Annotated in this window: 14 protein-coding genes; all 14 read left to right on the forward strand. The window is 38.8% G+C overall.

The features are described from left to right. Window positions 1-78 precede the first annotated feature (78 nt). The 14 genes from tssO to PGN18_RS07820 all read left to right on the forward strand — a co-directional run bounded on the left by tssO (window position 79) and on the right by PGN18_RS07820 (window position 15,662). Entirely contained in the window at window positions 79-600 is a 522-nt protein-coding gene (tssO, locus tag PGN18_RS07755) for a type VI secretion system TssO (RefSeq protein WP_335318874.1), read from the forward strand. Continuing rightward, the gene (locus tag PGN18_RS07760; protein WP_335318875.1) at window positions 536-1,096 is read left to right on the forward strand and encodes a type VI secretion system transmembrane protein TssO; all 561 of its coding nucleotides are present in this window, start codon (window positions 536-538) and stop codon (window positions 1,094-1,096) included. Before tssO ends, PGN18_RS07760 begins: the two co-directional genes overlap by 65 nt. 34 nt (window positions 1,097-1,130) lie before the next feature. Continuing rightward, window positions 1,131-2,114 carry a PKD domain-containing protein gene (locus PGN18_RS07765; protein WP_335318876.1) on the forward strand — a complete coding sequence of 328 codons (984 nt, stop codon included), beginning with the start codon at window positions 1,131-1,133 and terminating at the stop codon, window positions 2,112-2,114. A 41-nt stretch (window positions 2,115-2,155) separates the two neighbouring features. Beyond that, window positions 2,156-4,531 (forward strand): type VI secretion system protein TssR domain-containing protein, encoded by a 2,376-nt coding sequence (gene tssR / locus PGN18_RS07770; protein WP_335318877.1) that lies wholly within the window; start codon window positions 2,156-2,158, stop codon window positions 4,529-4,531. Window positions 4,532-4,536: 5 nt separating this feature from the next. Further along, entirely contained in the window at window positions 4,537-7,023 is a 2,487-nt protein-coding gene (locus tag PGN18_RS07775) for an ATP-dependent Clp protease ATP-binding subunit (RefSeq protein ID WP_335318878.1), read from the forward strand. 86 nt (window positions 7,024-7,109) lie between these two features. Continuing rightward, window positions 7,110-7,556: a hypothetical protein gene (locus tag PGN18_RS07780; RefSeq protein WP_335318879.1), complete on the forward strand. Its 447-nt coding sequence runs from the start codon at window positions 7,110-7,112 to the stop codon at window positions 7,554-7,556. A gap of 17 nt (window positions 7,557-7,573) precedes the next feature. Then, complete coding sequence (locus PGN18_RS07785; RefSeq protein ID WP_335318880.1) at window positions 7,574-8,962, forward strand: DUF5458 family protein; 1,389 nt, start codon at window positions 7,574-7,576, stop codon at window positions 8,960-8,962. A gap of 124 nt (window positions 8,963-9,086) precedes the next feature. Continuing rightward, window positions 9,087-9,659, forward strand: coding sequence for an NAD(P)H-dependent oxidoreductase (locus PGN18_RS07790; protein WP_335318881.1), 573 nt, complete (start codon window positions 9,087-9,089; stop codon window positions 9,657-9,659). 333 nt (window positions 9,660-9,992) lie between these two features. Further along, window positions 9,993-10,388, forward strand: coding sequence for a type VI secretion system tube protein TssD (gene tssD / locus PGN18_RS07795; protein WP_090496868.1), 396 nt, complete (start codon window positions 9,993-9,995; stop codon window positions 10,386-10,388). 108 nt (window positions 10,389-10,496) lie between these two features. Next, a complete protein-coding gene (tssD, locus tag PGN18_RS07800) occupies window positions 10,497-10,892 on the forward strand; it encodes a type VI secretion system tube protein TssD (RefSeq protein WP_090983662.1) in 396 nt (131 codons plus the stop codon). Window positions 10,893-11,235: 343 nt separating this feature from the next. Continuing rightward, the gene (locus tag PGN18_RS07805) at window positions 11,236-13,074 is read left to right on the forward strand and encodes a type VI secretion system Vgr family protein (protein WP_335318884.1); all 1,839 of its coding nucleotides are present in this window, start codon (window positions 11,236-11,238) and stop codon (window positions 13,072-13,074) included. A 2-nt stretch (window positions 13,075-13,076) separates the two neighbouring features. Further along, a complete protein-coding gene (locus PGN18_RS07810) occupies window positions 13,077-13,250 on the forward strand; it encodes a hypothetical protein (RefSeq protein WP_293783892.1) in 174 nt (57 codons plus the stop codon). Between the two features lie 71 nt (window positions 13,251-13,321). Continuing rightward, window positions 13,322-14,287, forward strand: a complete 966-nt coding sequence (locus tag PGN18_RS07815) for a DUF2931 family protein (RefSeq protein WP_335318885.1) — start codon at window positions 13,322-13,324, stop codon at window positions 14,285-14,287. Between the two features lies 1 nt (window position 14,288). Then, window positions 14,289-15,662, forward strand: a complete 1,374-nt coding sequence (locus PGN18_RS07820) for a T6SS phospholipase effector Tle1-like catalytic domain-containing protein (RefSeq protein WP_335318886.1) — start codon at window positions 14,289-14,291, stop codon at window positions 15,660-15,662. The last annotated feature ends 6 nt before the right edge of the window (window positions 15,663-15,668 follow it).

The following is a 15,668-nucleotide window of genomic DNA, read 5'->3' on the forward strand; positions in this document are numbered from 1 at the left end:
GAGAAATGTGTGATTTTAGGTGGAAATTGATGTCAGATTAATCATTAGGCTATTGTTATGCGAAACCGTTAACCCTCTATGAAACCCATTAACGCCGTCGAAATTAGGAGCGCTTATACCAAGTTTATCTTAGACTTTGTGCTGCTTGCATTATTCTCCATTTTATGTATTTATCTTTTTTTTGCAGCTTCCGATTATGAGTACAGCCTGCTTGATAAAAAAGTAAAAGAGACTGATAAATTGTCTTACCTCAGAAAAGATATCAATACAAATTTTGATCTTATTCAGGTCCGTTTCAAAGAGCTTGCCCAATATCGTGACTATAATGCAAACGAAATGAGCAAGCAGAGTATTCTGCTCAGTGATATTCAGAGCGCTAATAACAGGATCAAAGAATTGATTTCTAAAAAAAACGAACCTAGTCCGAGTTTTAATCTGTACGAAAAACTAAACAAGAATGTCGGTGCGATGGCTGATTTACAAGATTCGCTTTTCCAATCAAGAAGTGATATACAGCGTTATAAAGAACGGATAAATGAATGCCAGAAGGCAAACCAATCAGCAGCACAAAAAATCAGGAGCGGTAGATACGGGAGGTAATTTTAAAACGATGATAAAATTAAGTATAAAAGAAAGGCGCGAACAATTCTTGTTTTTTATGGCATTGTTTGTTTTCACTGTTGGGCTTTTGAGCTTTGGAATTTTTTATAGCGATAAATCGCGGTACGAAATTTCTAAAGAAGAGCTCGAAGTGAAGATTAATGAGAACGAAGCATTCGAAAATATGGTTAAAGAGACCATGCCCACCATTGACACCACTTTTAAACAGATTACCCGTTATAATCCCAACGTGCAGGCCGTTTTCTTAAAAAACGATATCCAGCTTTCATTAGGCTCAATTAAGGCTGCATTTGACCGCAAAGCATCGGATTCGCGCTATAAAATCTTTGTGCAAACCGCACAATTATACGATAGATTATTTTACGATAGACAAGAACAAAACAGAAATATCTCAGATATCGAACTGCATAAAAAGCAATTAGATGATTGTATTACTAACAGGCGTCAATTACAGCAAACGATATCTGCAAGATAAACATTACCAAAAACAACCTATAAAAACGCTACCTATGTCTGAAACAAACACCAAGCAAGTTAATTCAAATTCGCAGGGCTATGTTATTCTTTACATCCTGTTGGCTGTACTGCTCTTAACAGGCCTGATTTTCTTATTTAAAAGTTCATTGTTCGAAAAGAGGGCAATTGATGCGAGAATCCTTAAGGATGAAATTTATTTAAATGAAGACCTGGTTTTTACCGATAATACTCCAAAGGCCTCCAAGTGGTTATGGGAATTTGGTAATGGCGAAAAAGCCACCACAAAAACAGGAACTTATCATTACACCAAGCCCGACACCTATATTGTACGTTTGACTGTTGACGGCGAACTCCGTCAGGAATTCCCTGTTACCGTGCGGGATACCGTGCATACAGCCGTTGTGGATAGTGTACTCACCATTAGTGGCCCAACAGCTGGTTTGGTTAACGAAGAAATCAGGCTCGAAGGTGATGGCCCGGGAAAAGATTTTGAATGGTCTTTCGGCGAAACAGGCCGCGTTGACGTTAAAGGGAAAACCGCCTTATATACTTACCGTACCCCTGGAAAGTATGTAGTTCGTCTTCGGTCAGATAAAGCCCGTAAACCTGCCTTTTTAACGGTTTTAATTACTGATCCCAATGCCGAAATAGTAGAGGATTTAGTTGCCCCTGGTGATGGAGAACGTAAAACCATTGATGATATCAGGGCCCGCTTACAAGCCATAGCCAATGGTGCGGATTTTAATTCCAATTATTATTACCTCATTAACAAATACATGTGCAACAATGAAAAAGTAACAGTAAATGTAGAAATGAACGGCAAGAGAAAACAGACTGACATTTACTCGTACTGTATGGGCTTAACATTTGGGGGCGAGATTGCAGTAGACGAGGCACAATTAACCATCAAGCCAAACTCTACCTGTGCCAGTTTATTAAATATTAAGCAACATTCAGCAACAGCCCAGCCTGCAGCAACGGCAACTACTGATGCTACACCTGCAAAAACGAAATAGATTAACCTCTTAACCTAATTTTAAGCTCATCTACTAAAAATATGAAAAAATTGTATGCCTTAACCATCCTGTTTCTAGGAATATCGTTTGCCTACGCACAATCACCGGCATCCTTTGGCAAAAAAGTGAAATATATGCCTAAATCTTACGAGAAACCGGCCGAAACTATAGATATCAATGATAATTCTGGCAGAAGCAGCTTGCCATGGATTGTTTTTTCTGACCGTGAGGATAATTATACCACTACGGCTCCGGGTGGAAGCCTTATCATGAAAAAAATTAGCTTTATGGAGCCTTTTTACGTTTCCAAAGAAGAGAACGGCTACCTAAAACTGATCAAATATAAAGCTGGCATGATCAGGGGCAGGAAAATCAATGATAAAAAAAGTGCCATCAGCTATGGATGGATAGCAAAATCTAAATTGCTTTTATGGCAACGTGCATTTTCTAACCAAAAAACAGGTTATGCCGAAAAAGCCATTGGTATTGTAAATGGAAAAAATGCCTTAACCGAACCGAAATTTTATTTCGATACTACCGATTCTATTTTGGTTTACAATACGCCCGAGCTGAAAGATAGAAGGGCCAAAGTGAGGTTGCATGAAATTGCATACATCTATAAAAAGTCGGAAGATGGAAAAAAATACCTCATCGGCTCTGACGATCAGCTGGTTGCGGATAGTGCGCTGAAAAGTGTTTACGGATGGGTTTCTGCTGAGGCAATGCATCACTGGGGCGATCGTTTGTACATCACTTCCACTAAACCTGGCGATTATGACAAGGACGATTCAACCTCAATGGCCGTTAAAAACGGAATCAATAACGGAACCAATTTTGTAATTGATCCCTTATTGCCAAGGGAAAACATGATCCTTCGTAGTGTGCCTGTTGTTTCAAATGATGAAGGTACAAACACAGTTGGTATCGCCACCGACGTTTACAATAAAAAAGAAAACAAGTTATTAACCATTAATGGCTCATCCCTTTCCTATCAGGACTACTTGAGTTTGCGTAAAAATAGAACAAAGGTAAATGTTGTTTTTGTAGTGGATGGCGGAAGCCCAATGACCAAGTATCTTTCTGGAATGACCAATACCATTGGTTCATTTGAAAACCTTATGGGCGATTTTGGTAAAGGTACAAAGGTAAACTATGGTGGCGTAGTGTACCGGGGTGAAACTGGCTGTGGGCAGCAGGGTATTTTTGTGAGCCCGATTCAGGATGATTACAGGAAATTCATGAACTTCCTATCAAACCAGGCAAAAAACACCATGAGGTGTAATGGGGAAATTACAGAAAGCCCGGTTTTTAGCGCTTTAAAAGCAGGAATAAATTTATTTAAGGGAAAAAAGAACGAAACCAATTTAATCATCTTGGTGGGCAGTACTGGAAATACAGGCGGTACCAACAATTACCTAATTAATGAGTTGAGTGAGCAGGTTGCGCTTGCCGATGCCCGTATTTTGGCTTTACAGGTGTATAGCGATTTTAACCAGTCATTCAACGATTTTGTTATTCAATCACGTAAACTGGTTTCAGAATCAGCCATCCGTGCGGCCGAGTACAGAAAAAGTACAATGGTTAAGGGTGAAGGCTTAAAAAGCTTCCAACCATATAACACTAGTCTGCAAGACTCTATTTCTTACTACCTGGATTACCCTAAGAACAGTTTGATACAAGGTGGAGTGGTTTTCCCGACTAAGGGATCTGTAAATTCCAACCAGAGCATGACGATTGCTTTGCGCCGGTTTATAAAAGAAACCAACATGGATATCTTCAATCAGATCAGTTCTTTAGATAGTGCTTTCCGACTAACCGGTGTTTCACGTAAAAACCTATCAGCCGAGGTTGAAGCTTTACTGCCTCAACCTGTTGGTATGGAAGTGGCCGATCGTATGCCGCACAATGCTTTTAAATACTATACTACTGCTAATATATCTGCCGATGTGGTAAAAAATAATCCGACCACTTTACAATATGCCATTGTATTGAACAATATGGAGTATAAACAGATTTTGGATGTTTTTACGATCATGTTAGGACAAAACCTGCAGGCAGATCAATCTTCTTTCAGAAGTAAGCTGGTTAAAAATTATGTAAAAATGCCTAAACAATTATTGGGCATGAAGATATCCTCGGGTGATATTAAAGCCATGACCTTAACAAATTACATGAAGTTGGTTACAGGTTTGCCTTTAAACAATGAGTTTTTATCGAAATACAAAGTGAGCGATTTAAAGAACACTTCCAGAATGCCGCTTGATCAGTTTGAAACCTATATCAAATTATTGGATCAGTCGGTTCAGCAGATCAAAAGAGCTACGCAGATTGAACAGCAGTTTATTTCGAACGGCAAGATTTACTATTACATTACTGAAAATAATTTTAACCCGGCAGTATTGCCTACAACCAACTAAAGGCTATGGCAGTTACAAACTTAAGCGAATCGGTAAAAACGGCGCTGCATATTGCACAGTCTCTGGCAAAAGAATACAGGAACGAAGTGTTTTCTGCACCTCATTTGCTAAAAGGGTTAATGCATAAAGATGTTGGTTTAAGATCGTTTATCGCATCCATCGGTAAAGATGAGGAGTATATCAGTGAGTGGGCTGAAGTTCGGATAGATGAGCAGGCAAAATCGGCCAGCCTTAGCGATACCGTTAGCGGTGCGCCAGAAATTGCAGTGATTTTTGAAGAAGCAGATAATGTGCGTATTAAACTCGGACTCGACTTGATTACACCCGTTTGTGTATTAACTGCGCTGGCAAAACCTGGCATCGGTTTCCAGCCTGATCAGTTAAAATCATTTCCGATCAAAGAACGCGAAATTTTGGATCTTTATGTAAAGGATGAGGAGATTTCGAAGGTAGTTTCGCCCGATAAAACAACCGCTGGTGCCGAAAATAAAAGTACAGGAAACGCGCTGTATAAATATTGTTTGGATCGCTTGGAAATGGTTAGGGATGGTAAAACTGACGACATAATTGGCCGTGATAAAGAGACCCGGCAGATGATGGAAATCCTTTGCCGCAGAACTAAGCCCAATGTAATTTTAACCGGCGATGCCGGTGTAGGTAAAACAGCTTTGGTAGATGGTTTTGCTATCGATATTGTAAACCAGAACGTTCCCGATCGTTTAAAACCCGTTCAGCTTTTTGAATTGGATTTAGGTTCGTTAATTGCAGGTGCATCTTACAAAGGAGAAATCGAAGACCGTTTAAAAAACATCATCAAAGAAATAAAACAGTTCGAAAAAGCGGTACTCTTTATCGATGAAATCCATACCTTATTAGATAGTAAAGGTCCTTTGGGTGCTGGTATAGGCAATTTATTGAAACCAGAACTGGCCCGTGGCGAGATAACCGTAATCGGAGCGACCACTGTAGATGAGTACCGCAAGATTATTGAGCCAGAGCAGGCTTTTAGCAGGCGTTTTGAAGTACTTCAGGTAAATGAACCAAACGAAGAGAGCACCATTAAAATGTTGCAGAAACTGGCTGTAAAATACGAAGAGCACCATACGCTAACTATTGAGCCAGATGCTTTGGGCGAGTGTGTACGTTTGGCCAAGCGTTATATGAAAGACAGAAGGTTGCCTGATTCAGCTTTTGATCTCTTAGATAGGACCATGGCGGCCATGAAAATGATGAACGATACCTCTGATCAGGCCATCGATAGTTTGGAAACGGAGCTGGAGACTCTGGGTGCAAATACAGCGCAATCAGAAGCCGATCAATTTGCAGATTATAAATGGCTTTATTCATTACTTCAAAATAAATTAAGTCCGGTTTTATTGGGCCGTTTAACTGATGAAACACAGACTGATGCTTTCGAAACCGCTGATGAATACCGAGGTTACATCAGCAGCAGTTTACAGGAATTAAAAAAATATGCTGCCGAAAAAAGCGACCGCATCAGCAAACAGGATATTGCTTCAATAGTGGCCTATAAAACAGGCATCCCAATGGGAAAACTGCAGGCTGGTGAAAAGGAAAAACTGCTCAACATGGAGCAATACCTCAAAAAACGTGTAGTTGGGCAGGATCAGGCTTTAAAAGCGGTTTCAGATGCTATTTTGGAATCGCGCAGCGGCTTAAATAAAAAAGGACAGCCAATTGGATCTTTCTTTTTACTAGGGCCAACTGGTACCGGTAAAACAGAATTGGCCAAATCAATTGCCGAGTTTTTATTTAACGATGAAAAGGCAATGATCAGGTTTGATATGTCAGAATTTAAAGAAGAGCATAGTGCCGCCCTGCTTTATGGTGCACCTCCAGGATATGTGGGTTACGAAGAAGGTGGCTTATTGGTCAATAAAATCAGGCAGCAGCCGTATTCGGTATTGTTATTCGATGAAATTGAAAAAGCACACCCTTCTGTTTTCGATACTTTTTTGCAGATTTTGGATGAAGGCCATATGCATGACCGTTTAGGAAAAGAAGGCGATTTCAGCAATTCGCTTATTCTTTTTACCTCAAATATTGGCAGCGAATGGATAGCAGAACAGATAGGGAAGGGTGTTATTCCCGCTTCAAACCAATTAATGGAGGTTATGGCAGGACATTTCCGCCCTGAATTTTTAGCGCGGATTTCTGAAATTGTTCCATTTGCACCGATTAACGAAAGCAATGTGGTACGCATCTTTGAAATTCAGCTGAACAGTTTGATACAGTCACTGAACAAAATGGGTATCGAATTTGAAATTGCAGAAGATGCAAAAAAAATGATTGCTTTAGACGGTTTTACACCTAAATATGGTGCAAGACAGCTATCGGCAGTAATCAGAAATCTCTTACGAAGGCCGATTTCCAAATACATTATTTCTGGCGAGCTGAAAAAAGGATCGAAGATTACAGTAAGCAAACATGCAGAAGAGGATAGGTTAGAATGGAATATTATTCATCCTTAGGCTTAAATATTGGAACAAAAATTGAGTTAAAACGTTAACTATTATATTATTAGAAAAAATTAATCGTAAATCTAAATCAACATATTATGTTTAACTATGAAATTGGAGGTAACGAGCGAAAAATTGATACATCAGAAGCCTTCGCAGAGATTGCCCATAACAAAACACTTTTTGTACAAAAACTTACCGATAACGAACCCATAAAACCAGAAAAGGTTGAAGGATTAAAAACCGTAAAGGAAGTATTTGAACATTACAAACCGAATGTAAAAGTAGCTTTTGAAAAGCAGGATGGATCTACTATTGGCGAAACTTTAAACTTTAATGATCTGGGGGATTTTGGCGTAAAAAATATCATCAATCAAAGTAATTACCTAACCAATGTGAACATTGAGCGGGAGATGTCGCTTAATGTAATTAAACAGTTAAAATCAAACAAAACCTTAAAAGCTACATTAGATGATGAAGAAACCAAATCAGCCTTCATCAATGCTTTAAAGAACTTTGTTGATGAATTGGAGCAAAATAAATAATCTAAACGCTGAAAAACATGTCAAATCCTCAAGAATTAAAAGCAGACCAAAATATATCCGAAGCAGGTTTTAAACCAGCAGAGGGTAAAACCATTGAAAAAACATCACTTAAAGATAACTTAGAAAAACTGGCCAGGGTTGGTGGTTTCGATTTGTTAGAAGCAACAGTTGATGGCCTTCAGAATTTAAACCCTGAAAGAAAAGCACGGAAGCAGATTTTTTTAACAGGCGACGAAAAGAAGAAAGAACGCGAAGAGTTGAAAAAGAAAATTCAGCTTTGGATAGATGTGCTTGAGTCTTCAAATTCTGTGGCCGATATGGTTGAAAAAAGTACCGAAAAACTGAATGCTGCAGAAGAAAACTTAAATAAAAATATCGCTACAGCACTGGAAAGTACCAGAGAATTAGAGCAGGCTTACCGCTCGGTGCATTTATTCTACAAAAATACCGAGTCAGACAAACTGAAAAATGTGGTGCTCTTAAATGCATCAATGGATCAGATCAAAGACCTTGACAATCCGCGTTTTATCGAATATGTGGATGATGAGTTAAAACAGAATTACGATCGTCTGGATCTCCGCAATAACTATTCATTGATGGTTGTTCCGGGGTATATGGGTTCTAATAAAGTACTGGAAAGATGGGGAAAAATCGCGCACAATAATAAGGCGATGCTGGTAACTGATTTTGCCGATTTAGATCAACCGGATGATGTATTGGATTTATTTACCGCAGCAAACTTCACCGGAGGCGATGCATTCAGATCGAACGTAATCATGACCTGTAACTGGTTGGTTGGTCGCGGTAAAGTAGCAGAGGTTGGTGAGGAAGATGATCTGACCGTACCAGGATCAGCAGCTTTAGCAGGTAAAATGTATTACACCCTGATGTCGCAGGTAACGGCAGGTAAAAAACATGGGGCAATAAACGAAGTAGATGGTGTAAAATTCGATTTAAAGAAAAGTGAAATCTCTCATTTAGAGCGCGTAGGTTTAGTGCCGATGGTTAATGAGTATGGTAAAGTAATGGCTTTCTCTGCTAAGACACTGTTTAATGGCGATAATATCGGTTTGCAAACCTACTCTGTAGTACGTGTATTCGATTATATTACCAAAGTATTGTTCGATTTCTTGAACAGAAGGGCTTTCGAAAACTGGACATCTAAAACCGAGCAGGACCTTCGCGGGCAGATTGTTAAATTTTTGGATGGCATCCAGGGAGCTGACCGTTTAATTGAGCGTTTTAAGATTATGCGTTTTGAAAGAGACGAGCAACAAAAAGACAGAATTCACCTTGATATCCACATTACGCCGTATTTTCCAGCTAAAAGTTTTGTGGTAAAACTAGACGGACATAAAGGTGAGGATGAAAGTACCACCTGGAGTTCAGAATATAATCAGCAATAGTTTTTGATGGCTGAAAATAAAAACCCAACCCTAGCGTTGGGTTTTTTTATGGGCTTATGCATCACACTTAACAAATTCTTTATAATTTTGTAACGCATCGGCCCAATCAGATTAATCAAAAAAAATGAAGCAAGTACTTATCCTGAATGGGGATATCGAAAAAAACGCATCTACAAATTTCCTGATTAACGCCTATAAGCAAGGTGCAGAAAGTGTTGGCGCTACGGTAAGAGAGTTGGCCATCATCGATCTGATTTTTAATTCGAACAAGCTATTTAACAATAGACAGATTGCCGAGTTAGAACCTGATTTGCAGAAAGCCTTAACGGCAATTAGGCAAAGTAACCATGTTGTGCTTTTTTGTCCGGTATATGTAGATCATATCCCGGCGAAGATTAAAGGCTTTTTTGATCGTTTGTTTATGCCCGATCAGATTTTTGCTACCCAGCAGCAAAATGTAAATAATGATTTTAGTGGCCGCTCGGCACGAATTGTTTCCATTTTAGATGAGGCAACCTTTAAGGAATGGAAGGCAAATAAAAAAACAACTTACCTTTCTATCAAAAAAGTAGTTTTCGAAAAATGCAGAATGAGCCCGGTACTCACCAATACTATTGGCGAATTACATTCTCTTGAAAATCATTATAGCCAGAAGTGGTTGGCTAAGATGGAAAAATTTGGATCACAATTGATTTAAGTACTTATCCTATTTCTAATTAATGCCATTTTGTAGAATATTGGTAACAAATTGTCCAAAAATGCCACACTTTGTATATAATCGCTACAGTTTTGTATCATTGAGTTATATAATATGTATTTGTAACATGAAAGATATATTTGGGTATTTTCTACACATATTCATCCCCAAAATGCATTTTAGGCTGTTCAAACGAGCATTTAAGTTTTTTCTGTAGACTTTATCATTACCTGCGATGAGAAATAAATACAGGTTTGGCCTGATCTTTGGTTAAAGATTTTTAGTAGCGGAGGCTACTGATAATCAAATTTTTAACCTTTAAATTTTAAAACTATGGCTTTCAAAGCTAGATTAAATTTTTCGGGCAAGGAGTACGATGTGCTTCACTGTGCCTATGCGTTAAACCGTGATGTAGATGCAAAAGGAAGACCTTCTTCCGGAGTTTATGGCGGTACCATCGACATTGAGATCGAATCAACCGAAGACACCTCAATTATCGAGGCGATGGTAAACAACCAGTACAAACCTATTACAGGAACCCTTCTGATCAAGAAAACAGAGGAAGATGCCAAGATGAAAGAAGTTCACTTCGAAGATGGCTACATTGTTAAATATTCCGAAGGGATAAACATTGTGGGCGATCACCCGATGACGCTTAAATTCCAGATTTCAGCCAGGAAGCTAAAATTAGGAAACGCAGAGCACCTTAACGATTGGCCGAAGGCCTAAGGAAAGGTTTAGGGTGTGAGGTTTAGGGTTTTTAAACGCTTAACGCCATGCGCCAAACCCCATGCTCTTAAGGATTCATTCATTTCAAAACATTTAAAACTTACTACAATGGCATTCAAAACCCGTTTAAACTTAGGATCAAAAGAATTTGATGTACTACAGTGCAGCTTTTCATTAAATAGAGATGTTGACGCAAAAGGTCGTCCATCGTCAGGTGTTTATGGTGGTACGATCCACATCGAAATCGAATCGACTGAAGATACTTCAGTGATCGAATCGATGGTAAACAACCAGTACAAGCCGCTTTCAGGCAACATCATTTTCAAGAAAGGCGAAGAAGATGCAAAAATGAAAGAACTGTCTTTCGAAGATGGTTACATTATCCAGTATAACGAAGGTATTGCAGTTAACGATAATACGCCGATGACTTTAAGTTTTGTGGTATCGGCACGTAAACTAAAACTTGGCAACGCCGAACACGAAAATGATTGGCCAAAGGCTTAATCATTTTATGTATATCAATTAAATTGATGCGCCCCGATTTTGTCGGGGCGTATTTAGTTCAAAGCGCTTCAATTACTATAATAGATCTAAATTATCATCGCAAGGTTGTGGGTTTATCCCGTCAGCTATTTTTACATTAAAGCTCAATGATGTCTGGCCAAAGCAAATATATTGCAATAGAAAACATTTACCATCCTGGTGAAATGTTTGGTTCGGCATCCGCACACAAAAATCATCTGAACAGTCCTCATGTAAAAATGGAATCATTTTTACTGGAAATTTATGCATTAAACTCGGCAACTGGATTTAGCTTAGGGTAATTTTGTGATCAAGATTAATCAATATGGAAAAAAAACTCATTGCAGAAATCAATATAGAGGATAAGGAAATTACCCATTTTGCTTCCTTTAGTCTTACACAGGCTTTTAATGAACACCATTATTTTGAGCTGCGTTTTAACCATGATCAAATGGGTGCGCCCGGGCTCATCACTTTGGATGATAGTCGCGATTTTGTAGGTAAAACTTTAACCGCATCTTTCGGGCATTCGCCAGAAAGTATGCAGAATTTTATAGGTCTGGTTTCTAAAGTCGAGCTATCACAAAATCATGGTTACCATGGTGTTTTAATCGTAAGCGGTTATAGCCCCACTATTTTAATTGATCGTGGACCCGATTTGGGTTCTTATTTAGATAAAGAGCTGAATGAGATTGTAAAACTGGCCACGAAAGATACGCCAGCAAATGATTTAAAGGTAGTGGCCAATGCTGCCAGAAGTACATCTATTGATTATATCATTCAATACAGAGAAAGCGATTTTGCTTTTTTGAACCGTCTTTCGGCTGAATACCATGAGTGGTTTTTCTACGATGGTAAACAGCTTAATTTCGGCAAACCCAACATACAGAAAGAAATATCGTTGTTTTATGGCAGAGATGTGCAGGAAATGCAATATGCCATGGAAATTGCACCGATCAAAAATAAACGGTTTTCATACAACCCGAAGCAGAACGAAATGCTGCAGAGCGAGAGTACGGGTAAGATAGAAGGAACTCCAGATTTATCACATGCCGTTAAAGCTTCTAACTTGACCTTTAGCAAAACTTTTAATCAACCTGCTTTAATCAGGGTTGACAATAGCAACGACATCAAAAATCTGGTTGAAAATGAAGAAAAGGCCAATACCAGTGAACTTTTAAAAGTTATGGCGCGAGGGGATAATGCAGGATTAAGCATTGGAAGTATTGCAGAAATTACGATGAGTTTGAGAAAAGAAATGGCCTTTACCACCGAAAGTTTAGGCAAATTTTTAATTACCAGTATTAAACATCATATCGACGAAAACGGTAAGTACCACAACAATTTTGAGGGAAGAATATCCACTACCGAACGTATACTGGTAAAGAACTTCGAAAAACCGCAGCCGGATATGCAGCTGGCGGATGTGATCGATAATAATGATCCACAGGGCCAGGGCCGGATTAAAGTTAAATTTAAATGGGAGTGCCTGACCAATGATGTTACCGAGTGGCTACGGGTAGTTACGCCAAGCGCAGGTATTGGCGAGAGGGGCAATAACCGGGGTTATTTTGCCATCCCTGAAATAGATGATCAGGTAATGATCGCTTTCGAAGAAGGTAATATTGCGCGTCCGGTAGTAATGGGAAGTGTTTACCATAGTTCCAGCGTAGACAGTAGTCCTTTGATTAAAAACCACCTAAAAAGTATCATTACCCGGAGCGGTCACCTGGTTGAGTTCGACGATGATGCCGGAACACAGGGGATAAAAATTACCGATATTCATAACAACATTATTCATATCGATACCAAAGGTAATAATATTACCATTACTGCATTGGAGAACATGACGCTGAACTGCAAAAATATGCAGATTAATGTTCAGGAGAATATGGATGTACAGGTTGGACAAAATCAATCGACCAATGCTGGTAAGGATATTGCCACTACTGCAGGAAATAATTATTCTTTAAGTGCTGTTGGCGATGTTTCTGAAACATCAAACAACAGGACGGAGCTGGCAACAAAAGATTTTAAAAGAACCGCAGATACGTCAAACGAAATTGCTTCAGAGATTAGCATGTTTAGTGCAAAAGAAAACATGACTATGCAAAGTGGTAAAATTGTAGAGCTTAACAGTGCAGAAAAATCTAATCTTTTTTAACGATGGCAATCATAAAACAGGCAAAGAATATTACGATAGAGGTGATTCAAAAATACGAATTGCGTGTTGGCATAAAACTAGAAAAGATTGCTCAGGTAATGAATGTTGAAGCCACTTCGCAAAATTTATCATTAGCCAGTAGCAAAAAAATTGTATCAAGCGGTAACAAATCATGAGTTTTAAAAAAAACAGGTATTTATTGTTGTCGTTTATTTTATTCGCGATAACAAGTTGCAAAGGACAAAAAATGGAAGAAAAATTTGAGTGGACAGGTACGGTTTCTGCTCCGGAAGAATACCCGGTTGAAGTTTATAAAGGAGTCATAATAGCCAATGATTTTACCTATAGTTTTGATGCCATTTGGGGAACGCAAAATACAGGGTGGGGCAACGATGGGGGTATTATGAGTGTTTCTACAAAGCAAATGGAAGCACCGGATTCGTTAAGTTTTACCTGGCTATCGCTAATGGAAAAGAAATTTTATACCGGTAAATGGAAATTAGATAAGGCCCGCATTGCAAAGTTATTCCATGACGGATTTAAGGATAACCTGACCAATAAAAAAGATAACTACACGTTGATAAAAATTGGCCTGGCGCCAAAAGGTAAGGTAATTGTATGGCTTAGTGGCCCAGGTTTCCAGACGGAAGTGGGTGCTTTTGAGGCCAATGAAACGACGATTTCAAAAGAACAGGCTTATCCCAATGCTAAGTACATGCTGGAGCCAGATTTTATCACACTTACACTGGAAGATAAAATGATTATGAAGCCGGAAATTTTAGAACGTATTAAAACTGAAGGCATGCCAGATCCAGCTATTTATGAACTTTACCGCAAAAAATACCCTTGGCATCCAAAAGTTTATTTATCTGTTGGAGATCAATTGATATTATGCTATTACAACTTCCTTAACGGTGAAGAAGAAAATCGGTTTGGAGAAGACCTGGTTACTAATCCGTACCTTTTAAGGGCTGTTCCGAAGTATATGACGTTGGTTTGGAAGAAGGAAGACGGAACGAAATATGGGCTTGAAATAAAACCTTTTGATGAAAAAGAAACAATGGCTGCTTTTGAGAAATTGGGAAACTCTGGTGAGATAGACCTGATTGTAGCACTAAGTGCAGACGGTAAAGGAGCAAAAATATCGCTAAAAAATAATACAGAAGAAATTCAGCTCAACAGGGCGAAAATCGATATTAGTAAAGTAGATTAGTATGACGAGCGTTAAATTGGGCAATTATGTGCCGAAAAACGATAGAGTAGAGTATTTAGATCTTTTTGTAGGAGTGTTTTTTGATGGAACAAAAAACAATATGAATAATTCTCAAGAGCGTAGAGCCAATACACCTACTTACCAGCGTAACGGCACAGATAGCGATAGCAGTTACCAGAATGATTGGTCGAACGTAGCCAGACTTTGGGATATTTATGATAAGAGTAAAAGTATTTATTTAGAAGGTATTGGTACTGAAGATAGGCAAAAGGATAGTCAAATGGGCTATGCTTTCGGTACTGGAAGCACTGGGATAAGGGGTAAAGTGAGAAAGGCATGTGAAAAGATTTTTACAGATAAACTGAAAGGCCCGATAAAAAGCAATGGAAAAAAGAAATTAAGAAGCATTACTTTCGATGTATTTGGTTTCAGCAGGGGTGCTGCAGCAGCAAGAAATTTTGTTTACGAGATTGGTAAAAACGAATATCGGTCAAGTACCATCACAGACCCCCACACTGGGATAACGTCAAGATTTGACTCAGACGGGGAAGCAACAAGTTTAGAGGTAATGCCAGCTTGTGGGCATTTAGGCAAAATGTTTAGCGCTGCCGGACTGAAAATATCTCCCAACCAGATTAAAGTAAGGTTTTTGGGTATTTTTGATACCGTATCGTCGTATTCAAAATATTTTAGTGTATCCCCTAATTTCAACGATGTTGAAGAATTACACCTCAATCAAATTGGCCGTGCACAAAATGTTGTCCATTTTGTAGCTGAAAATGAACACCGTAAGAATTTTTCTTTAACACATACACATGTTGGTAGGGAACGGGTTTTTCCTGGTGTACACAGTGATATTGGAGGAAGTTACGAAACAGACACAGAAGTAGTATCGGAATTGGCTACCTCATGGACGCTTAAAGGCAATTTAGACACCTTTAAAGTAAAACTTATAAAAGAGGGCTGGTATAAGGAAAAACAGTTGAAAGTTACCGGAGGTAATATGTACTGGGCTCTAGAAGGGACAAGGTTTATTTACAAAGAGTATAGTTATATTCCCCTACAGTATATGGCAGAGTATAGTCAAAATCATAATTTGCCACTCGCTAAAAGTAAAACCGAAACAAAATATACCATTAATGGCAATCCCCTGTTACTTAGAGTCAAAGCTACGCTTAGAGATTATGTAATGGCTAACGGAACGCCATATGTTTTTTCAGCAGAATTACCCAAGGATCCTGTACGGAGGCAACAGCAGGAAGACCTTCGGATATTAAGAAACCAGTATTTGCACTGGTCTGCAGATCGAAAAAGTACTTACGGCGTCATACAACCTATGGCCCCAAATGCCGATGGTAACAGGGTTACTTATTAATACGCT

The organism is Pedobacter terrae, assembly GCF_036946585.1.
In the GTDB taxonomy this organism is placed as follows: domain Bacteria; phylum Bacteroidota; class Bacteroidia; order Sphingobacteriales; family Sphingobacteriaceae; genus Pedobacter; species Pedobacter terrae_C.